The 21,160-nt window shown below is 70.6% G+C and carries 18 protein-coding genes and 3 tRNA genes; 3 read left to right on the forward strand and 18 right to left on the reverse strand.

What is annotated here, in order from left to right:
* Positions 1-34: 34 nt before the first annotated feature.
* The 11 genes from rpoB to AB0J08_RS10885 all read right to left on the reverse strand — a co-directional run bounded on the left by rpoB (position 35) and on the right by AB0J08_RS10885 (position 11,878).
* The gene (rpoB, locus tag AB0J08_RS10835; protein WP_360630332.1) at positions 35-3,511 is read right to left on the reverse strand and encodes a DNA-directed RNA polymerase subunit beta; all 3,477 of its coding nucleotides are present in this window, start codon (positions 3,509-3,511) and stop codon (positions 35-37) included.
* Positions 3,512-4,339: 828 nt separating this feature from the next.
* Positions 4,340-4,723, reverse strand: a complete 384-nt coding sequence (gene rplL, locus AB0J08_RS10840; protein WP_360630603.1) for a 50S ribosomal protein L7/L12 — start codon at positions 4,721-4,723, stop codon at positions 4,340-4,342.
* Between the two features lie 87 nt (positions 4,724-4,810).
* Positions 4,811-5,374 (reverse strand): 50S ribosomal protein L10, encoded by a 564-nt coding sequence (rplJ, locus tag AB0J08_RS10845; RefSeq protein WP_360630335.1) that lies wholly within the window; start codon positions 5,372-5,374, stop codon positions 4,811-4,813.
* Between the two features lie 337 nt (positions 5,375-5,711).
* Positions 5,712-6,572 carry a hypothetical protein gene (locus AB0J08_RS10850; protein ID WP_360630338.1) on the reverse strand — a complete coding sequence of 287 codons (861 nt, stop codon included), beginning with the start codon at positions 6,570-6,572 and terminating at the stop codon, positions 5,712-5,714.
* Between the two features lie 252 nt (positions 6,573-6,824).
* Positions 6,825-7,664 (reverse strand): hypothetical protein, encoded by an 840-nt coding sequence (locus AB0J08_RS10855; protein ID WP_360630341.1) that lies wholly within the window; start codon positions 7,662-7,664, stop codon positions 6,825-6,827.
* A 93-nt stretch (positions 7,665-7,757) separates the two neighbouring features.
* Entirely contained in the window at positions 7,758-8,549 is a 792-nt protein-coding gene (locus AB0J08_RS10860; protein WP_360630344.1) for a hypothetical protein, read from the reverse strand.
* A gap of 201 nt (positions 8,550-8,750) precedes the next feature.
* Positions 8,751-9,473, reverse strand: a complete 723-nt coding sequence (gene rplA, locus AB0J08_RS10865; RefSeq protein WP_360630347.1) for a 50S ribosomal protein L1 — start codon at positions 9,471-9,473, stop codon at positions 8,751-8,753.
* A 76-nt stretch (positions 9,474-9,549) separates the two neighbouring features.
* Positions 9,550-9,984: a 50S ribosomal protein L11 gene (gene rplK / locus AB0J08_RS10870; protein WP_148644356.1), complete on the reverse strand. Its 435-nt coding sequence runs from the start codon at positions 9,982-9,984 to the stop codon at positions 9,550-9,552.
* A gap of 180 nt (positions 9,985-10,164) precedes the next feature.
* Positions 10,165-11,010, reverse strand: coding sequence for a transcription termination/antitermination protein NusG (gene nusG, locus AB0J08_RS10875; RefSeq protein WP_360630606.1), 846 nt, complete (start codon positions 11,008-11,010; stop codon positions 10,165-10,167).
* A gap of 292 nt (positions 11,011-11,302) precedes the next feature.
* A complete protein-coding gene (secE, locus tag AB0J08_RS10880; RefSeq protein ID WP_360630350.1) occupies positions 11,303-11,656 on the reverse strand; it encodes a preprotein translocase subunit SecE in 354 nt (117 codons plus the stop codon).
* A 149-nt stretch (positions 11,657-11,805) separates the two neighbouring features.
* Positions 11,806-11,878, reverse strand: a tRNA-Trp gene (locus tag AB0J08_RS10885).
* A gap of 252 nt (positions 11,879-12,130) precedes the next feature.
* Between AB0J08_RS10885 and AB0J08_RS10890 the strand changes: the two genes are divergently transcribed.
* Together AB0J08_RS10890 and AB0J08_RS10895 are read left to right on the forward strand one after the other, a co-directional pair.
* Positions 12,131-13,378 carry a pyridoxal phosphate-dependent aminotransferase gene (locus AB0J08_RS10890; RefSeq protein ID WP_360630353.1) on the forward strand — a complete coding sequence of 416 codons (1,248 nt, stop codon included), beginning with the start codon at positions 12,131-12,133 and terminating at the stop codon, positions 13,376-13,378.
* Positions 13,379-13,472: 94 nt separating this feature from the next.
* Positions 13,473-14,522 carry an adenosine deaminase gene (locus AB0J08_RS10895; protein ID WP_360630356.1) on the forward strand — a complete coding sequence of 350 codons (1,050 nt, stop codon included), beginning with the start codon at positions 13,473-13,475 and terminating at the stop codon, positions 14,520-14,522.
* Here the strand turns inward: AB0J08_RS10895 and AB0J08_RS10900 are convergent.
* From AB0J08_RS10900 to AB0J08_RS10925, 6 genes are all read right to left on the reverse strand, one after another.
* Positions 14,519-15,562, reverse strand: a complete 1,044-nt coding sequence (locus AB0J08_RS10900) for a UDP-N-acetylmuramate dehydrogenase (RefSeq protein WP_360630610.1) — start codon at positions 15,560-15,562, stop codon at positions 14,519-14,521. The two genes, AB0J08_RS10895 and AB0J08_RS10900, sit on opposite strands and share 4 nt — an antisense overlap.
* Before the next feature lie 71 nt (positions 15,563-15,633).
* Positions 15,634-16,056: a MaoC family dehydratase gene (locus AB0J08_RS10905; RefSeq protein WP_360630359.1), complete on the reverse strand. Its 423-nt coding sequence runs from the start codon at positions 16,054-16,056 to the stop codon at positions 15,634-15,636.
* Between the two features lie 4 nt (positions 16,057-16,060).
* Positions 16,061-16,519: a MaoC family dehydratase N-terminal domain-containing protein gene (locus AB0J08_RS10910; RefSeq protein ID WP_360630363.1), complete on the reverse strand. Its 459-nt coding sequence runs from the start codon at positions 16,517-16,519 to the stop codon at positions 16,061-16,063.
* 115 nt (positions 16,520-16,634) lie between these two features.
* Positions 16,635-16,799, reverse strand: a complete 165-nt coding sequence (gene rpmG, locus AB0J08_RS10915; protein ID WP_006604855.1) for a 50S ribosomal protein L33 — start codon at positions 16,797-16,799, stop codon at positions 16,635-16,637.
* A gap of 82 nt (positions 16,800-16,881) precedes the next feature.
* Positions 16,882-16,954: transfer RNA gene (locus AB0J08_RS10920), tRNA-Met, on the reverse strand.
* Positions 16,955-16,997: 43 nt separating this feature from the next.
* Positions 16,998-17,070 (reverse strand) — tRNA-Thr (locus tag AB0J08_RS10925).
* 253 nt (positions 17,071-17,323) lie between these two features.
* On the opposite strand from AB0J08_RS10925, the gene AB0J08_RS10930 reads away from it, so the two are divergent.
* The gene (locus AB0J08_RS10930; protein ID WP_360630366.1) at positions 17,324-18,595 is read left to right on the forward strand and encodes a hydrolase; all 1,272 of its coding nucleotides are present in this window, start codon (positions 17,324-17,326) and stop codon (positions 18,593-18,595) included.
* Positions 18,596-18,892: 297 nt separating this feature from the next.
* On the opposite strand, the gene AB0J08_RS10935 is transcribed toward AB0J08_RS10930, so the two are convergent.
* A complete protein-coding gene (locus AB0J08_RS10935; protein WP_360630613.1) occupies positions 18,893-20,887 on the reverse strand; it encodes an APC family permease in 1,995 nt (664 codons plus the stop codon).
* Positions 20,888-21,160: the final 273 nt, after the last annotated feature.

Consider the following 21,160-nt stretch of genomic DNA (forward strand, 5'->3'; position numbering starts at 1 on the left):
GGCTCCCAGTGGTGAAGAGCCGGCCCTGCCTCCGTCAGACCTCTTCGACGCTGCTCGGCTCGCGCCGGGACAGGTCGATGCCGAGCTCCTCGGCGGCGCGGAACACGTCCTCGTCGGAGTCCCGCATCTCGATGGACTGGCCGTCCGAGGACAGCACCTCCACGTTGAGGCAGAGCGACTGCATTTCCTTGATGAGCACCTTGAAGGACTCGGGAATGCCGGGCTCGGGGATGTTCTCGCCCTTGACGATGGCCTCGTAGACCTTCACGCGGCCGAGAACGTCGTCGGACTTGATGGTGAGCAGTTCCTGCAGTGCGTAGGCAGCGCCGTACGCCTCGAGGGCCCACACCTCCATCTCACCGAAGCGCTGACCACCGAACTGCGCCTTACCACCGAGCGGCTGCTGGGTGATCATCGAGTACGGGCCGGTCGAACGGGCGTGCAGCTTGTCGTCGACCAGGTGGTGCAGCTTGAGGATGTACATGTAGCCGACCGAGACCGGCATCGGGAACGGCTCGCCGGAGCGGCCGTCGAACAGCCGGGCCTTGCCGGTGGAGTTCACCAGGCGCTCACCGTCACGGGTGAGGGTGGTGTTGTCCAGCAGGCCGGTGATCTCGTCCTCGCGGGCGCCGTCGAAGACCGGGGTGGCGAGGTTGGTGCCGCCCTGGACGGTGTCGGCGCCGATCGCCTGCAGGCGCTGGGCCCACTCGTCGGCCAGCCCGGAGACGTCCCAGCCCTGCTTGGCGAGCCACCCGAGGTGGATCTCCAGGACCTGTCCCGGGTTCATTCGGGACGGGACACCCAGCGGGTTGAGGATGATGTCGACCGGGGTGCCGTCCTCCAGGAACGGCATGTCCTCGACCGGCAGGATCTTCGAGATGACGCCCTTGTTGCCGTGACGGCCGGCGAGCTTGTCACCGTTGGTGATCTTGCGCTTCTGGGCCACGTAGACGCGGACCAGCTGGTTGACGCCCGGGGGCAGCTCGTCGCCCTCTTCGCGGTCGAAGACGCGGACGCCGATGACCTTGCCGGACTCACCGTGCGGCACCTTCAGCGAGGTGTCGCGGACCTCACGGGCCTTCTCACCGAAGATCGCGCGGAGCAGGCGCTCCTCCGGGGTCAGCTCGGTCTCACCCTTGGGCGTGACCTTGCCGACCAGGATGTCGCCGGTGACGACGTCGGCGCCGATGCGGATGATGCCGCGCTCGTCGAGGTCCGCGAGGACCTCCTCGGAGACGTTCGGGATGTCCCGGGTGATCTCCTCGGGGCCGAGCTTGGTGTCACGGGCGTCGACCTCGTGCTCCTCGATGTGGATCGAGGAGAGGACGTCGTCCTGCACGAGGCGCTGCGACAGGATGATCGCGTCCTCGTAGTTGTGACCCTCCCACGACATGAACGCCACGAGCAGGTTCTTGCCGAGGGCCATCTCGCCCTCGTCGGTGCACGGGCCGTCGGCCAGCACCTGGTTGACCTCGACCCGGGCGCCCTCGTCCACGAGCACCTTCTGGTTGAAGGCGGTGCCCTGGTTGGAGCGGGTGAACTTGGCGGCGCGGTACGTGGTGTACGTGCCGTCGTCGTTGGCCACGGTGACGTAGTCGGCCGAGACCTCCTGGACGACACCGGCCTTCTCGGCGGTGATGACGTCCGCGGCGTCGACGGCGCAGCGGTACTCCATGCCGGTACCGACCAGCGGGGCCTCGCTCTTCAGCAGCGGCACCGCCTGGCGCATCATGTTCGAGCCCATGAGCGCGCGGTTGGCGTCGTCGTGCTCGAGGAACGGGATCATGGCGGTCGCGACCGACACCATCTGGCGCGGCGAGACGTCCATGTAGTCGATCTCGGTGCCCGGGATGTAGTCGATCTCGCCGCCACGGCGGCGGACCAGGACACGCGGCTCGGCGAAGGTCAGCTCCGGCGTCAGCGGGGCGTTGGCCTGCGCGATGACGTAGCGGTCCTCCTCGTCGGCCGTGAGGTAGTCGACCTGCTCGGTGACGACACCCTCGATGACCTTGCGGTACGGGGTCTCGATGAAGCCGAACGCGTTGACCCGGCCGTACGAGGCCAGCGACCCGATCAGACCGATGTTCGGGCCTTCGGGGGTCTCGATCGGACACATGCGCCCGTAGTGCGAGGGGTGCACGTCACGGACCTCGAAGCCGGCGCGCTCACGGGAGAGACCACCGGGACCGAGGGCGGACAGACGGCGCTTGTGGGTCAGGCCCGACAGCGGGTTCGTCTGGTCCATGAACTGCGACAGCTGGCTGGTGCCGAAGAACTCCTTGATGGAGGCGACGACCGGCCGGATGTTGATCAGGGTCTGCGGCGTGATCGCCTCGACGTCCTGGGTGGTCATGCGCTCGCGCACGACGCGCTCCATACGGGCGAGACCCGTACGGACCTGGTTCTGGATGAGCTCGCCGACGTTGCGCAGACGACGGTTGCCGAAGTGGTCGATGTCGTCGACCTCGACCACGATGTCGCGGCCCTCGGTGTCACGCCACTCGGTCTCGCCCGCATGCAGCTTCACCAGGTACTTGATCGCACCGATGATGTCGGGCTCGGTGAGCACGCCGGAGTCCAGCGACTCGGCGTTGCCCAGCTTGCGGTTGACCTTGTAACGGCCGACCTTGGCGAGGTCGTAGCGCTTCGGGTTGAAGTAGAGGTTCTCCAGAAGCGTCTGCGCGGCCTCGCGCGTGGGCGGCTCGCCCGGGCGCAGCTTGCGGTAGATGTCGAGCAGCGCGTCGTCCTGGCCCTGGGTGTGGTCCTTCTCCAGGGTGGCGCGCATCGACTCGTACTCGCCGAACTCCTCGAGAATCATCTCGTTGGTCCAGCCGAGCGCCTTGAGCAGCACGGTGACGGACTGCTTGCGCTTGCGGTCGATGCGGACGCCGACCATGTCGCGCTTGTCGATCTCCATCTCCAGCCAGGCACCACGCGAGGGGATGACCTTGCAGGAGTAGATGTCCTTGTCGGACACCTTGTCCAGGGTGGAGTCGAAGTACACACCCGGGGAGCGGACGAGCTGCGAGACGACGACACGCTCGGTGCCGTTGATCACGAACGTGCCCTTGTGGGTCATGAGCGGGAAATCGCCCATGAAGACCGTCTGAGACTTGATCTCACCGGTCTCGTTGTTGGTGAACTCGGCCGTGACGAAGAGCGGGGCCGCGAACGTGAAGTCGCGGTCCTTGCACTCGTCAATGGAGTTCTTCGGCGGCTCGAAACGGTGGTCGCGGAAGGTCAGCGACATCGACCCACTGAAGTCCTCGATCGGGGAGATCTCTTCGAAGATCTCCTCCAGACCGGACTTGGTGGGGACGTCCTGACCACTCTCCAGGGCCGCCTCGACCCGGGACTTCCAGGCCGCGTTGCCGAGCAGCCAGTCAAAGCTCTCGGTCTGCAGGGCCAGGAGGTTCGGGACCTCGAGGGGCTCCTTGATCTTCGCGAACGAGACGCGGAGCGGGGCGGTGGATGCGGCGGAATTGTTCGAGGCGTTGCGCGGCGCGGCCAAGAGGGGGGTCCTTCCGAGGGCTCGGAGCTCACTGCGCGCGTACCGGCCGGGCCTGGAAAGGCTTGGTCCCACCTCCCTCGCCACTGGCCTCCGCCTGGGGTGAAACCCGAGGTCAGAGCCGTTTTGCGGAGGCGGTGCCAGACCCCTTCAGGGCAACGCAAACTCCGGGCGACGAGTCACGGAGCAGCTAACAGGCAGCGCAAAGGGACAGTGTAGCCAAACGGCACACTGCTGTCCAGCTCTGATTCGGAAACCGAATCGGAGACTCCTCCCGGTAGCCGGCGGACGCGAACGCCCACCGGGTACTGCACGGACCCGGACACCGCCGGGCCACTACGACTCACGTGGAGTCACTTCCCTCCGGAGCCGCTGGTTATGCATCCACCAGCGAACCAACCGGGGCGGACTCGCGCCACGAGAATCGCGCGCCGCGCCTGGTTCGTCAAGGGCCCGCCTCCGGCACGGACCTCGACCCGTCCATCGCCCCGGACCCTCCCGGCGTTACAGAAGCCGTGGTGAGGGCCACTCTCGATGACAGCGATCACCATACCCGCCCGCACCGACAGTGCCGAGTGCGCTGTCGGCCACACCGGCGCACCCGCGCCGCCGGGCCCGCCGAGGGGCCCCGCCGGCCCGCCGGCGACCCGCCCGGCGACCCGCCGGCGGCCTGGCCCCGGAGCCGCCCCGGGGACCTCTCCGCGCCGCCCGCGGCCGGAAACGCGAAAAGGTCGGGCCGACCACCCGCAAGGGTGATCGGCCCGACCTCGGCGTCCTTCGCCCTCAGTGAGGGCGTGGGGCTGCCTCCCGGCCCTCAGGGCCGGGCAGAAGTCACTTGACGGTGACCTTGGCGCCGGCACCCTCGAGGGCGGCCTTGGCCTTCTCGGCAACGTCCTTGGCAACCTTCTCCAGGACCTTGGCACCAGCGGTGTCAACGAGGTCCTTGGCCTCCTTCAGGCCGAGGGAGGTCAGGGTGCGCACCTCCTTGATGACCTGGATCTTCTTGTCGCCGGCACCGTCGAGGATGACGTCGAACTCGTCCTGCTCCTCGACGGCCTCGGCCGCGACGGCCGGGCCGGCGATGCCGACGGCGACCGGAGCGGCAGCGGTGACGTCGAACTTCTCCTCGAACGCCTTCACGAAGGCGGCGAGCTCGATGAGGGTGAGCTCCTCGAACTGCGCGAGCAGCTCGTCCTGGGTCAGCTTCGCCATGATTGGCGTCCTTCCACTAATTCGGCAGGTGGTGCCGTATGTACGGGTTGGCGGGCGTACGGGCCCGCAGCGAGGCGTGAGCCTGCGGAACTACTCCGCGGCCTCGTCCTCGGCGGCGGGAGCCGGCGTACCGGCACCGCCCTGCTCGACCTTGTCGCGCAGCGCGTCCACAGTGCGGACGAGCTTCGACGGCAGGGCCTGGAAGAGCGCAGCAGCCTGGGACTGCTTGGCCTTCAGGGCGCCGGCCAGCTTGGCGAGCAGCACCTCGCGGGACTCGAGGTCCGCGAGCTTCTTGATCTCATCGGCGGTCAGCGCCTTACCGTCAAGGACACCGCCCTTGATGATGAGAGCGGGGTTCTCCTTGGCGAAGTCACGCAGAGCCTTCGCCGACTCCACCGGGTCACCGGTGACGAAGGCGACAGCCGTCGGACCGGCGAACAGGTCGTCGAGCTCCGTGATCCCGGCCTCATTGGCCGCAATCTTGGTCAGCGTGTTCTTCACCACGGCGTACTGGGCGTTGTCACCCAGCGAGCGACGCAGGGTCTTAACCTGCTTCACCGTCAGACCGCGGTACTCGGTCAGCACGGCCGCGTTCGAGGCACGGAACTGCTCCGTGATCTCGGCGACGGCGGCAGCCTTGTCGGGCCTAGCCATAGGCTTACGCCTCCTTCCGTGATGTCGAAGTCGGGCCGACCGCGAAAGTCGACCATTCGAACCTCGGACCACCGGACGAAGGAAGCTCCTGCGGAAAAGCAGATGAGCCCCGGTGCGCAGGCGCACGGGGCTCAGTTCGACCTCGACAGGTTCACGTGCGAACACGAGAGACCCGGAAGTCCAAGCTCCAAACAATCCTGCGCGGGCTGCCTGCGACGAATCGCAGATCCTTCGGCCTCCGCGCCCCTTGCGAGAACACGGCGACAACCAGCGGTCTTTGGCTTCGGTAACACTAGCCGGACTCCGCCGTCCGGGGCAAATCGCCCACCGCCGAGCGTCAGCGGGCCAGCGGGGAGACGCTGCGGGTGCCCGCGTCGACGGTGTCCGCCTCGGCCGGGGCCTGCACGGAGAGGGTGCCGGCGAAGTCGCTGTAGAGCACCGCGTCGTCCGCCCGGCCGTGCTCCCCGGTTCCGGTCCGCTGCATCCTGACCAGCTGGTCCTTCTCGTTCAGCCACAGGTCGAGGGTCAGCGAGACCGACCCGCCGGGGGCCAGCGCGGCCCGCAGGCCGTCCCGGCGGCCCTGGCTCAGCTGGGCCTGCGCGGCCGCGTACCGCTCCGCGTCGGTGGAGATCCGGTAGTGCTCGACCGTCGAGTCCTCGAACTTCTCCTCGCCGACGAACTGCGCCTCGACGCCGTCGGCGGTCGCGGCGGCCAGCGCCTCGACCGGGTTGAGCAGGTCGATCAGCCCCGCGTACGGGATCTCCCGGTGGCCGTCCGCGCTCGGCGCCCCGGAGAAGCGCTCCCAGTGCCTGCCGCCCAGCCGGGCCGCGGTGACCGCGTCACCGCCCTGGTACGCCACGGTGTCCACGACGATCAGCTGCTCGGCCTCGGCCGGGGTGGAACGTTTGACCTGGAGTGCGGTCTTCGGCTGCCAGAACAGCGGGCCGGTGCCGGCGTCCGGTCCCAGCCGGTAGCTGACCTTGGCCCGCCGGGCGGTCTGCATGGCGAGCTGGGCGGAGAGCAGGACGCCGTGCGGCGACCGGTCGGTGGGCTTGGCCGGCCCGGTCGGCGCGGCACTGGTCGACGTCGGGGCGCCGGAGGGCGCCGGCGTGGCGCTCCCGCCGCTGCCGCACGCCGTGAGACCGCTCGCCAGGAGCACCGCGGCCGTCGTGGCCGCCAGTCGCTGCCGCACCGCCATGCCCCCTCCCCTTCCTGTCCGGTCACCACCGCGACGGTCCGCCGCGGGCCGCCCTGTCCTCGGCCGCTCCGTCGCGGCCGCGCTGTCCCAGCCACCATGCCACCCGGAGCCCGGTCGGCCGGCAGCGCCCCCTGGGCCTCCCGGGCGGTGTCGGCGAACTCCGTCACCGCGGCCGGTCGGCCGCGGCGTCGGACACCGCGGCCCAGCGCGGCCCGCTCCGCCCGGCCACCGGAACGAACCGCCCGGGTCGGCTCAGAACTTGAAGCCCTTGGCGAGGTCGGCGCCCGAGCCGACGTCGCTCGCGGCCGGTGCCTCGATCTTGGGCGCGGCGCCGAGGCCCGCGTAGGTCACGGTGACGGCCGAGGCCTCGCCGCCCTTGTCGCCGTACTCCTTGAGCTGGACGAGCTGCTGCCCGCTGTTGATCCAGAAGTCCACGGTCAGTGTGCTGCCCCCGGCGTCGAGCGTCTGCCGGACGGCCGCGCGCTGGTCGCCGCCGAGCATGGTCAGGCCCTCGGCCACTTTGGCGGTGTCCTCGACGGCCCGGTAGTGGGTGGCCTGGGCCCCGCCCACCGTCTCCGTACCGATCTTGGTGAGCTTGCCGCTCTGGGCCGCCGACAGCTGGAGGACGGGGTTGGTCATCTGCGCCATGGTCAGGAACAGCACCGACATCGAACCGACGATCGGGTCCTTCGGGAGGACCTTGGCCCAGTGCCGCCCACCCAGCACGACCGTGGTCTCGGGGCCGCCGCCGAGGTAGACGTCGTCACCCAGGACGCGCACCTTGGTGCTCGTCTTGTCCTTGCCGGCCAGGTCGACGGCGGTCTGCTGCCGCCAGTCGCCGGCTCCGGTCAGGGTGTCGCTGTCGGTGCTCAGCGTGAGGGAGCCGTTGCCGGCCCGCTGCATCACCACGGCCGACGCGGCCAGCGCCGCCCGGGGGTCGAGATCCCCCACCTTGCCGGCGATCGCGTCCCCGGCGGCCTTGGTGTCCGCGGTGCCACCGGTACCGCCGCCACCGCCGCTGCTGCAGGCCGAGAGCCCGCCGGACAGGACGGCCGCCGCGACAGCGACGGATGCAAGGCGCAGAGCGCGCATAAAGGATCCCCCCATTGACCGATCATCAGAAAATACCCAGCGGACTCTAATGGATCGCCGGACCCCTGCCCCACCGCACGGAGGCGGCCCCGCCTACTCCGCCGGGGCCGGGCTCTCGGTGCTCGCCCCGGGGTCGGAGACGTCCGTCGTGGTGACCACGGTTCCGGCGCTGCCCTCCGCGGTGGCGCGCAGCCGGAGCAGGCGGTCGCCGGGCGCGACCCAGAAGTCGTAGCCGATCACGGCGACCCCGCGCTCGCGGTAGTACCCGAGCACCACCGCGAGCCGCTCGGGGGTGAGGCCCTGGTCGGCCGCGAAGAACTCGGCCACCGGCGCGCTGCCCCGGTAGTGCGCCACGAGGCCGCCGGCCAGCTGTTCCCCGCCGAGCGAGGTGAGCCGGCCGGCCAGCGCCATGCTGTGCACCGCGTCGCCCGGATTGGAGACCAGGCCGGACATCCAGCCGCCCGCGTAACCTCCCGCACCACGGGCGGCCCGCGGGTCGAGCGACTCCGCCTCGGCCCGCTCGGCCCGCATCGGCGGCGCCCCCTCGTACCCGAGGTCGAGCGTGCCGTCCCGGCTGTGCAGCCGGCCGGTGCCCCGCTCGTCGGTGACGGTCAGCTCGGCCGCCTCCCGGACTCCCCAGAACACCGTGCCGGTGGCGGTCCGCCGACCGGCCGGGCCCTCCTCGACCACCTCGACGTGCGCGCCGCCGGTGTCGTCCAGCGTCTGCGCGGCGGCGAGCAGCACCTGCTTGGGCGGCCGGACGGTCGCGGGCGTGCTCAGCGGGGTGCGGTCGCCCGAGACCGCCAGTAGGCCGCAGGCGGTGAGGCCGCTGGCGAGCACCAGGAGGGCCGCCCCCCAGGCGGCGGGGCGAAGGGCGGGCGGCACGGCACACTCCGGCGGTCGGCTGCGGTCATACCAATCAGATGATCGGACCGGCCGAGCGTACGACGACCCGCCCGGGAGTTCCCCACCGCCCGGATCTCGATCCGGACACGACGACGGGCCCGCACCCCCGGTGAGGGGTACGGGCCCGTCGTACGGACTACTGCTGCGCCCAGGACGCGGCTACCGGTCGGAGCTCAGGGCTCAGACGGCGGCCGGGTCCTCCTCGACCAGGAGGTTGCGGGTGCGGTTCGGGTCCACCAGGATGCCGGGGCCGATCGTGGTGCTGATCGCGGTCTTCTTGATGTAGCGACCCTTGGCGGCGGACGGCTTGGCGCGGAGCACCTCGTCCAGCGCGGCGGCGTAGTTCTCGACCAGCTGCACGTCGGTGAAGGAGGCCTTACCGATGATGAAGTGCAGGTTCGAGTGCTTGTCGACGCGGAACTCGATCTTGCCGCCCTTGATCTCGTTCACGGCCTTGGCCACGTCCGGGGTCACGGTGCCGGTCTTCGGGTTCGGCATCAGGCCACGGGGACCGAGCACGCGGCCCAGGCGGCCGACCTTGCCCATGAGGTCCGGGGTGGCGACGACGGCGTCGAAGTCGAGGCGGCCCTTGGCCACCTCGTCGATGAGCTCGTCGGAGCCGACGATGTCGGCGCCCGCAGCACGCGCGGCCTCGGCACGCTCGCCGGTCGCGAAGACCAGGACCCGAGCGGTCTTACCGGTGCCGTGCGGGAGGATCACGGTGCTGCGGACCATCTGGTCGGCCTTGCGCGGGTCGACACCCAGACGCATGGCGACCTCGACGGTGCCGTCGAACTTGGAGGTGCTGGTCGCCTTGGCGAGGCGGATGGCCTCGAGGGGGGCGTAAAGGCGCTCGCGGTCGACCTGTGCGTCCGCGGCCTTCAGAGCCTTGCTGCGCTTCACTGCTGCTCCTGAATGGGGAATGGAGTCGTGGTATGGACGGGCCGCGCAGGCCCTACCACATGGACGAGAAGGGTGATCAGCCCTCGACCGTGATGCCCATCGACCGGGCGGTGCCGGCGATGATCTTCGACGCGGCGTCCAGGTCGTTGGCGTTCAGGTCGGGGAGCTTGACCGTGGCGATCTCGCGGACCTGGGCGGCCGTGAGCTTGGCGACCTTGGTCTTGTGCGGCTCCGCCGAGCCCTTGTCCACGCCCGCGGCCTTCAGGATGAGGCGCGCGGCCGGCGGCGTCTTCGTGATGAAGGTGAAGGAACGGTCGTCGTAGACCGTGATCTCCACCGGCACGATCATGCCGCGCTGCGACTCGGTCGCAGCGTTGTAGGCCTTGCAGAACTCCATGATGTTGACGCCGTGCTGGCCCAGCGCGGGGCCGACCGGCGGCGCCGGGTTGGCCGCACCGGCGTTGATCTGGAGCTTGATAAGCCCCGTGACCTTCTTCTTCTTGGGAGGCATTTCTCTCCGGGTCCTTCCGAGAGGTGATTGCTGGTGCGTGCGAGGCCGGGGCGACACCCGACCGCCAGCACACACATCGGACCAGGCTAACGCGGATGCGCCGCTGGACCAAAACGACTTCGGGGCGGAGCCGAAGCCCCGCCCCGAAGCCGAAGACTCGTACGAGTTCTTCCGGCCGTGCTAGTTCTTCTGGATCTGGTCGAAGGAGAGCTCGACCGGGGTCTCGCGGCCGAAGATCTCGACCAGGCCCTTGACCTTCTTCGAGTCCGGGTTGATCTCGTTGATGGTCGCCTGCAGGGTGGCGAAGGGACCGTCGGTGACGGTGACCGAGTCGCCGACCTCGAAGTCCAGGACCTGGATCTCGCTCGGCTTGACCGGCGAGGGCTTGCCGGCGTCCTTGGCCGCCTGGCGCTCGACGTCCGGGGCGAGCATCTTGACGACCTCGTCCAGGGTCAGCGGGTACGGGTCGTAGGCGTTGCCGACGAAGCCGGTGACACCGGGGGTGTTGCGCACGACGCCCCAGGACTCCGGAGTGAGGTCCATGCGCACCAGGACGTAGCCGGGGAGCTTGTTCTGGCGGATGGTCTTGCGGTCGCCGTTCTTGATCTGGACGACCTCCTCCTGCGGCACCTCGGCCTGGAAGATGTACTCCTCGACGTTGAGGGAGACCGCGCGCTGCTCCAGGTTCTGCTTCACCCGGTTCTCGTAGCCGGCGTAGGTGTGGATCACGTACCACTCGCCGGGCATGAAGCGCAGGTCCTCGCGGAACTTGGCGACCGGGTCGACCTCGACGGCCTCCTCGACGGCCTCGTCCTCGGTCTCGACCTCGTCCGCAGCCTCGTCGTCCTCGTCCTCGGCGGTCTCGGCGTCGAGCTCCTCGGCGGCGAGCTCCTCCTCGGACTCCTCGTGCAGCGCGGCCTCCTCGGCGGGCTCGCCGGCCTCGGCCTCGTCGTCCGCCGCGACCTCGTCCTCGTCGCTGTCCGCGGCGTCCACGATCTGCTCGGCGGCCTCGACGTCGTCAGCCAGCTCGGCCGCGTCCGGCTCGGCGGCGACATCCGCCTCGCGGACGGTCTCGTCGGCGTCGTACAGGGGGGACTCAGACACGGTGGCTGCTTCTTTCCTGGAGATGGTGAAGGTGGCGCGCTCCGGGACCGCTCCGGCGCCGCTCCGCTTCACGCGGGCGCCAGAAGATGCCTCGGAGACTTCAACAGTACCGAGTCAACGGTAGCGGCCTCGTACGTCCGGCGCCGACAGCTCGACCCGGACCGAAGAATCGGCCCGGGTCGGGAAGCTGTTTTTCGAAGGTGGGACCGCTCGGTCAGCCGAATACCCAGAGACTGAGCTTCGAGAAGCCGTAGTCGAGGCCGGCGACGAACGCCATCACGACCACGACGAACACGACCACCACTGTGGTGTAGTTGACCAGCTCGTTGCGGGAGGGCCAGACGACCTTGCGCAGCTCCGCGATGATCTGGCGGTAGAACAGCGCGAGCCGGGCGAAGACGCCCTTCTTGGCGCGCTTGCCGGACTTCTTGTCCGCGCGGCCTGCCCGCTTGCGGTCGCGGCGCGATCCCTTGCCGTCGCCCTCGGCGGGCGTGGTCTCGCCAGCGCCGTCGGCACCCTCGGGGTTGCCGCTCTCAGGCGTTGCGGTGGAGCCCGTGGTCTCCGTCACTCGTCCTCACCTGAATCCGGGTCCTGCCGAGCATCACCTGCGTGCCCGACAGGGCACGAGCGGCCGGCTAAAGCGGTGCTGTTCGGTGCCCTCTCCGCATCAAGCCCGCTCGCTCTGTGGAGCGAACGGGCTGAATACGGATCAAGCAGCAGGGCAAGAGGGACTTGAACCCCCAACCGCCGGTTTTGGAGACCGGTGCTCTACCAATTGAGCTATTGCCCTACGGTGCCTTACGGCTCCTGTAGCGACCACCAACCTACCGCATCTCCCACTGCTGCATGCACAGGCAGTGGAAGCCGTGGCTTCTCGGTGGCCGTCGAGGAGTGAGTGTACGTGGTCGAGGGGCGTTTGGTCGAACCTCTTCTTTCACGACCGACCACCGACCGGACCAGGTCCTGGCCGCCATGCGGACGAGCCCGTACATATCGTGAAACCACCATGCCCGGTCCGTCCCGGTTCTGCGACCATGCAGGCATGAGCGCTTCCACCCCGCAGCCCGACAGTTCCGTCCGCCCCGCCGACCGGCGGGTCTCCGCCAGGATCGGCGCGATCGCCGAGTCCGCGACCCTCGCCGTGGACGCCAAGGCCAAGGCCCTCAAGGCGGCCGGCCGGCCGGTCATCGGCTTCGGCGCCGGCGAGCCGGACTTCCCCACCCCGGACTACATCGTCGAGGCAGCCGTCGAGGCCTGCCGTGACCCGAAGAACCACCGCTACACCCCGGCCGGCGGCCTGCCGGAGCTGAAGGCCGCGATCGCCGCCAAGACGCTGCGCGACTCCGGCTATCAGGTGGACGCCTCCCAGGTGCTGGTGACCAACGGTGGCAAGCAGGCGATCTACGAGGCGTTCGCCGCGATCCTCGACCCGGGCGACGAGGTCATCGTCCCGGCCCCGTACTGGACGACCTACCCGGAGTCGGTCCAGCTCGCCGGCGGTGTGCCGGTCGAGGTCGTGGCCGACGAGACCACCGGCTACAAGGTCTCGGTCGAGCAGCTGGAGGCCGCCCGCACCGAGAACACCAAGGTGGTGCTCTTCGTCTCGCCGTCCAACCCGACCGGCGCGGTCTACACCGAGGCCGAGGCCCGGGCCATCGGCGAGTGGGCGCTGGAGCACGGCCTCTGGGTGCTGACCGACGAGATCTACGAGCACCTGGTCTACGGCGACGCGAAGTTCACCTCGCTGCCGGCGCTGCTGCCCGCGCTCGCGGACAAGACCCTCGTGGTCAACGGCGTGGCCAAGACCTACGCCATGACCGGCTGGCGGGTGGGCTGGGTGATCGGCCCCAAGGACGTGATCAAGGCCGCGACCAACCTGCAGTCGCACGCCACCTCGAACGTCTCCAACGTCGCGCAGCGCGCCGCGCTCGCCGCCGTCAGCGGCGACCTCGCCGCCGTGCACGAGATGCGCACCGCCTTCGACCGGCGCCGCAGGACCATCGTCAAGATGCTGAACGAGATCGAGGGCGTCTTCTGCCCCGAGCCCGAGGGCGCGTTCTACGTCTACCCGTCGGTCAAGGACCTGCTGGGCAAGGAGATCCGCGGCAAGCGCCCGCAGAGCTCCGCCGAGCTGGCCACGCTGATCCTGGACGAGGTCGAGGTCGCGGTCGTCCCCGGCGAGGCCTTCGGCACCCCGGGCTACCTGCGGCTGTCCTACGCGCTGGGCGACACCGACCTGGTCGAGGGTGTCGGCCGGCTCCAGAAGCTGCTCGGCGAGGCGACCGCCTGACGGTCCGATCCGCCGCAGCCGCCCCCTTTCACCCCTTCGGGGGACGTGAAGGGGGCGGTTCCCGTATCGGGGTCCGATGCGGCAGTATCGGCGAATGGAACGCCTGCCAAATCCGCGAGACGTCAGGGACCTCCCCAAGGCCCACCTCCACCTGCACTTCACCGGCTCGATGCGCCCCGCCACCCTGCTGGAGCTGGCCGACAAGCACGGCGTCCGACTGCCGGAGGCGCTCAGCTCCGCCGAGCCGCCCAGGCTGCGGGCGACCGACGAACGCGGCTGGTTCCGCTTCCAGCGCCTCTACGACACGGCTCGCTCGGTGCTGCGCGACGAGTCCGACATCCGCCGGCTGGTCCTGGAGACGGCGGAGGACGAACGGCGGGACGGCTCGCGCTGGCTGGAGATCCAGGTCGACCCGACCTCGTACGCGCCCCGGCTCGGCGGTCTGATCCCCGCCCTGGAGCTGATCCTGGACGCGGTGGAGCAGGCCGCCGAGGCCACCGGCGTCGGTATCCGGGTACTGGTCGCGGCCAACCGGATGAAGTCCCCGATGGACGCCCGGACGCTCGCCCGGCTCGCCGTCCGCTACGCCGACCGGGGCGTGGTCGGCTTCGGCCTCTCCAACGACGAGCGGCGCGGCCTCGCCCGGGACTTCGACCGGGCCTTCGACATCGCCCGCGGCGGCGGGCTGCTGGCCGCCCCGCACGGCGGCGAACTGGCCGGGCCGGAGTCGGTCCGGGACTGCCTGGACGACCTGGGCGCGGGCCGGATCGGCCACGGTGTCCGGGCCGCCGAGGACCCCCGCCTGATGCAGCGGCTGGCCGACCGCCAGATCACCTGCGAGGTCTGCCCGTCGTCCAACGTGGCGCTGGGCGTCTACGAGCGGGCCGAGGACGTCCCGCTGCGCCGGTTGTTCGACGCGGGCGTACCGCTGGCGCTGGGCGCCGACGACCCGCTGCTGTTCGGCACCCGGCTGGCCGCCCAGTACGACCTGGCCCGCGACGTGCTCGGTTTCTCCGACGCCGAACTCGCCGAGCTGGCCCGCCAGTCGGTGCGCGGCTCGCGTGCACCGGACAGCGTCCGGAAGGAGCTGCTGGCGGACGTCGACACCTGGCTGGGGGACGGCACCCAGGGCTTCGGGGCCTAGAGCTTGACGCCCACCATCACCGGTTCGTTGACCAGCTCCACGCCGAACGCCGCGCGGACGCCGTCGCGGATCTCGCGGGCCAGCGCCAGCAGGTCCTCGGCGGTGGCCGCGCCGCGGTTGGTCAGGGCCAGCGTGTGCTTGGTGGAGAGGGTGGCCGGGCCGCTGCCGTAGCCCTTGCCGAAGCCGGCCTTGTCGATCAGCCAGGCCGCCGAGGTCTTGGTCCGGCCGTCCGCCGCCGGGTAGGCGGGGGCGGTGAGCTCGCGCTCGGCGGCCAGCGCCAGGAAGGCGTCGTACTGCTCCGCCGTCAGCACCGGATTGGTGAAGAAGGAACCCGCCGACCAGGTGTCGTGGTCGGCCGGGTCGAGCACCATGCCCTTGCCGGCGCGCAGCCGCAGCACGGCGTCGTGGGCCTCGCGCAGCCCGACGCTCTCGCCCTGCTCGACGCCCAGGTGCCGGGCCGTCTCGGCGTAGGCGACCGGGGTGGAGAGCCCGCCGGCGTCCCGCAGACCGAAGCGGACCCGCAGGACGACGTAGCGGTCCGGGTCGGCCTTGAAGCGGCTGTGCCGGTAGGAGAACTCGCACTCGGCGTTGGAGAGGGTGACCACCTCACCGGTCCGGCGGTCGTAGGCGACCACCTCGGTGACGGACTGGGCGACCTCCTGGCCGTACGCGCCCACGTTCTGGACCGGTGTGGCGCCGGCCGAGCCGGGGATGCCGGCCAGGAACTCGATCCCGGCCAGCCCCTCGTCCACCGTGCGGGCCACGGCCCCGGCCCAGACCTCACCGGCGGCCAGCTCCAGGGTGGTGCCGTCGAGCACGAAGCCGGTGGTGGCGATCCGCAGCACCGTCCCGGCGAAGCCGGCGTCGCCGATCACCAGGTTGGAGCCACCGCCGAGGATCAGCAGGGGCTCGCCGGCCGCGTCGGCCTCCCGGACGGTGGTGATCACGTCCTCGTCGGTCTGCGCGGTCACCAGCCGGCGGGCGGGACCGCCGAGCCGCAGGGTGGTCAGCGGGGCGAGGGGGGCGTCGAGTTCTACCAGCACGCCCCCAGCGTACGGGGAGGGGCCGGTCCGCCCCTCCCCGCCGCCCTCACCGGTACGGACCGGCGGCCTCAGGCCAGCCGGACGACGGCGCGGGACATGCCCAGCACCTTCTGGCCGCCGTAGGTCGCCAGCAGGTCGACCTGCACCCTGCGGTCGTCCAGCAGCTTGGCGACCTTGGCGGTGACCTCGATCACGGAGCCGACGCCGTCGTTGGGCACCATCACCGGCCGGGTGAAGCGCACGCCGTACTCGACCACCGCACCCGGGTCGCCGACCCAGTCGGTGACCACCCGGATCGCCTCGGCCATGGTGAACATGCCGTGCGCGATGACCTCGGGCAGGCCGACCTCCAGGGCGAACTTCTCGTTCCAGTGGATCGGGTTGAAGTCGCCGGAGGCGCCCGCGTACTGCACCAGCGTGGCGCGCGTCACGGGGAAGGACTGTGCCGGCAGCTCGGTGCCGACCGCGACCTCGTCGTAGCTGATCGCCATGGTGTTACTCCCCCGCCTCGTCGGCGGCCCGGGCCACCAGGGTCATGACCGACGTCACCACGTGCTCGCCGGTCTCGTCCGTCACCTCGCCACGCACCGTGAGCACGTCGTTGCCCGCGAGCGACTTGATGTTGTCGATGGTCACCGCGACCGAGAGCCGGTCGCCGGCCCGCACCGGGCGCGTGTAGGCGAACTTCTGGTCACCGTGCACCACGCGGCTGTAGTCCAGGCCCAGCTGCGGGTCCTCGACCACCTGGCCGGCGGCCCGATAGGTGAGCACGAAGGGGAAGGTCGGCGGGGCGATGACGTCCGGGTGGCCGAACGCCTTGGCGGCCTCCGGGTCGGTGTACGCCGGATTGGCGTCGCCCACGGCGAGGGCGAACTCCCGGATCTTCTCCCGGCCGACCTCGTAGGGCTCGGTGGGCGGGTACGTCCGCCCGATGAAGGAGGGGTCGAGTGCCATGGCAGCTCCTCAAGAGCGCGGTGAATGACGAAATGACTCCGGGCCGCACCCTGTGAGGGGTACGGCCCGGAGTCGTAGACCTGTGATCACACAGGCCCGGAGACACGCGACAGGGTCAGCGGGTCTCGCGGTGCGCGGTGTGCGAGTTGCAGCGGGGGCAGTGCTTCTTCATCTCAAGACGGTCCGGGTCGTTACGCCGGTTCTTCTTGGTGATGTAGTTCCGCTCCTTGCACTCCACGCAGGCCAGCGTGATCTTCGGGCGGACATCGGTGGCAGCCACGGGAGTGCCTTCCTTGGACAATGAGTAAGAACACGACAAGAGTAGCCGACCGGGAGTGCTATCTCCCGACCGACTACGCGGGTAGCGGTGACCGGACTTGAACCGGTGACACAGCGATTATGAGCCGCTTGCTCTACCAACTGAGCTACACCGCCACAGTGATCCGAAGCACAGCCGAAGCTGACTCCTTCTCACCAGAGCCCCCATGCGGAATCGAACCGCAGACCTTCTCCTTACCATGGAGACGCTCTACCGACTGAGCTATAGGGGCGAACGAGGAAGAGATTACACGTTCCGCGCCCAGAGGTGAAATCCGTATCCCGGCGCGAACACCGCAGGTGGGCGAGGTGCACGGGCGGACGATCGAAGGCCGGGCGTTCGAACCGCCTCCGCGGGACGCGGCCCGACCCGATACGACTATTGCCCGCCTCCCCGCACCCCGTGCCCCCGCGCCATAGGCTCGTCGCTCATTGATCGGGACGGCCCGGGGAACCGGACTGGCCGGCGCGAGGAGGAACCGGGCGATGGACAGCGCACCCTCCGACGGGCCGCACTCCGGGTCCGGCCCGGCCGCCAACCCGCTCGGGCACGGCCCCGTACTGCTGCTCACCGACGCCCGACTCGCCGACGGCCGGGTGGTGGACGTGCGGGTCAGCGGCGACCGGATCCAGGCCGTCGGCACCACCGGCAGCCTCGGCCCGCTGCCCGCCCTGCCCGGCGGCCCCACGGCCACCACCGGCGCCCGGATCGACCTCAAGGGCTACCTGCTGCTCCCGGCCCCCGCCGAGGTGCACGCCCACTACGACGTCGCCTTCTCCGCCGCGCTGCCCACACCCCCGCCGGAGACCTCCGGCGACCTCACCCGCCGCGTCACCGAGGCCGCGCTCACCTCGCTCGGCTACGGCGCCACCGCGCAGCGCACCCACGTCCGGATCGGCGACGTGCACGGGCTGCGCCGGCTGGAGGCGGTGCTCACCGCCCGGCAGGCGCTGCGCGGCCTCGCCGAACTGCAGGCGGTCGCGATGCCCCGGCTGCTCACCGGCCGGGCCGGCGCGGACGGCCGGGCCCAGCTGCGCGACGCGCTCAAGCTGGGCGCCACGGCGGCCGGCGGCTGCCCGGAGCTGGACCCGGACCCGGCCGGGTACGTCCAGGTGCTGCTGGAGGCCGCCCGGGACGCGGACTGCGGGGTGGACCTGCACACCACGGGGGCCGACGCGGCGCAGCTGGCCCGGCTGGCGAGCGCGCTCGCCCCGCTGCGGCCCCGGGTGGTGCTCGGCCCGTGCGGGGCGCTGGCGCCGGGCGGCCCGACGGTACTGGCAAGCAGTGGCGTCCGGGTGGTCTGCCTGCCGCAGAACGGCTGCTGCAGCGGGCTGGAGGGCCGGGCCGCCGGGATGCGGCCGGGGCTGCTGCGGGAGCTGGCGCAGGCCCGGGTACCGCTCTCGGCGGGCAGCGGCTCGCTGCGCGACCCGGCCAACCCGGTGGGCCGGGCCGATCCGCTGGAGGCCGCCTACCTGCTGGCGGCGAGCGGGATGCTGGACGTGGAGGCGGCGTACGACGCGGTGGCCAACCAGGCCCGGGCGGCGCTCGGGCTGCCGCCGGTCCGGGTGGACGCCGGGTTCCCGGCGGAGCTGCTGGCGGTGCGCGGGGACAGCCTGGCGGGGGCGCTCGCGGGCGGCCACAGCCGGCTGGTGGTGCACAGCGGACGGATCGTCAGCCGGACCAGTGCCGTGCGGGAGTTCGCCGACACGGTGGCGCTGGCTCTGCCGCGGCAGTCGGGGAGCACGGGCGGGGGCTGAGCGCCGGACGCCGCCCCGATCGGCCCCGGACCGGGACCGGGGTGGTGCCCAGGCCCGGTCCGGCCCGTCTCACGGATCCATCTGATCAGCCGTCACTTCCGCTGGTCCGGTTCGGCATTGAGTGCGGATGACCACCGTCAGCCCGCCGAAGCCGTACCGCCCGGGGTTGCGCCGCACCAGGTCGCGGACGTCTCCCGGGGGCGGGCGCGGCGGACCTCGGACGGGCCCTCCGCGACCGCTCGCCGGGTACGCCGAGGGCCCCGGACCGGTCGGTCAGGGGCCCTCGGCGGCGAGGTCTCAGGAGTGCTCGGGCGCCGGCAGCTTCTCGTACTCCGACCGCGCCGCCGGCTCACCGCGACGCACCGCGCCGGGGGCCCGGCGGGACGGCTGGTACGCCTTGCTGGAGGAGGTGAGCTGCCACGGCACGCTGATCACCATCACCCCCGAGGTGAACAGCAGCCTGCTCTTCAGCCAGAGCGCCGACTGGTTGTGCAGCAGGTGCTCCCACCAGTGCCCGACCACGTACTCGGGGATGAAGACGGCCACCACGTCCCGCGGACTGGTCCGGCGGTACTCGCGCACGTACGCCACCACCGGCTTGGTGATCTCCCGGTACGGCGAGTCCAGCACCTTCAACGGCACCTGGACGGCCAGGTCCTGCCACTGCCGTTCCAGCTCGCCGGTGGCCTCCTGCTCCACCGCCACGGTCAGCGCCTCCAGGGAGTCCGGCCGGAGCGCCCGGGCGTAGCCGAGCGCCCGCAGCGTGGGCTTGTGCACCTTGGAGACCAGGACGATCCCGTGCACCTTGGAGGGCCGCACCGAGTCCGCGTCCGGGTCGTCCACCGCCAGCTCCTCGGCGACGCTGTCGTAATGCCGGCGGATGCCCCGCATCATCACCCAGAGCACGATCGCCGCGACCACGGCCAGCCAGGCGCCCTGGGTGAACTTGGTGAGCAGCACGATGACCAGCACCAGCGCCGTGGTGACCGCGCCGAAGGCGTTGATCACCCGCGACCGCTGGGCCGAGCCGCGCACGGCCGGGTCGGTCTCGGTGCGCAGCACGCGGTTCCAGTGCTTCACCATGCCGATCTGGGAGAGCGTGAAGGAGGTGAAGACGCCCAGGATGTAGAGGTGGATCAGGCTGGTGACGTCCGCGTCGTACAGCCAGATCAGCCCGCCGGCCACCACCGCGAGCGCGATGATGCCGTTGGAGAAGGCGAGACGGTCGCCGCGGGTGTGCATCTGCCGGGGCAGGTAGCGGTGCTCGGCCAGGATCGAGGCCAGCAGCGGGAAGCCGTTGAAGGCGGTGTTGGCCGCCAGGATCAGCACCAGCGCGGTGACGGCCTGGATGAAGTAGAAGAGGATGCTCTGGTCGCCGCCGAAGATCGCGGCCGCCAGCTGGGCGATCACGGTCTGCTGCGGCGCGGTGTGGCAGTCCCCGGGGAAGCCGGTCAGCGCGCAGGCGTCGTCGGTGATGTGGACCTTGGACATCAGTGCCAGCGCGGTGATGCCGACGAACATGACCACGGCCGTGGTGCCCATCACGGCCATCGTCGCGGCGGCGTTCTTCGACTTGGGCGCCCGGAAGGCGGGTACGCCGTTGGAGATCGCCTCCACGCCGGTCAGCGCCGTGCAGCCGGAGGCGAACGCCCGCAGCCCGAGCATCAGCAGTCCGAGCCCGGCCAGGCTGTCCTTTCCGTCCACCGGCAGGATCCCGTACGAGGCACTGGCCGCCACCGGGGTGTCCCCGAAGGCCGCCTTGATCAGGCCGGTGACCACCATCAGCAGCATGCCGCCGATGAACAGGTACGTCGGCGCGGCGAAGGCCTTGCCGGACTCCCGCACCCCGCGCAGGTTCATCGCCGCGAGCAGCACGACGAAGGCGACCGCCAGCTCGACCCGGTGGTCGGCCAGCGAGGGCAGCGCCGAGATGATGTTGTCGACGCCCGAAGCCACCGACACCGCGACCGTCATCACGTAGTCGACCAGCAGCGAGGCCGCCACCACCAGGCCCGAGTTGGCGCCCAGGTTGCGGGACACCACCTCGTACGAGCCGCCGCCGCTCGGGTAGGCGTGCACGACCTGGCGGTACGACATCACCACGACCGCCATCAGCGCGACCACGCCGGCCGCGACCCACGGGGTCAGGTACAGGAAGGCGGTACCACCGACGGTGAGCACCAGCAGGATCTCCTGGGTCGCGTAGGCGACCGAGGAGAGCGGGTCGGAAGCGAAGATCGGTAGCGCCAGCCGCTTGGGAAGCAGCGTCTCGCCCAGCTCCTCGCTGCGCATGGCTCTGCCGATCACTAGGCGCTTGAGCGCCTGGGGCACGTTGAACACATGGGCGAGCGTAAGGGCCTGGGACGAGCCGGCAATGGGCCCGGGCGGAGTGTCACGAGCGCCCGACGCGCCCATTGGGAGGGGTGTTCCCGCAGGTGAAGCCGCTATGGCCGACGCGTGGCCGGGCGCCCGGGGGGAGTTTCGGGGGCACTGACGAGGCCCGTTAAGACATCGTCAAGATATGACGATCGGATGGGACATTTGCGGCATAAACCGCAGAATCCA

Source organism: Kitasatospora sp. NPDC050463 (genome assembly GCF_040655255.1).
GTDB lineage: Bacteria > Actinomycetota > Actinomycetes > Streptomycetales > Streptomycetaceae > Kitasatospora.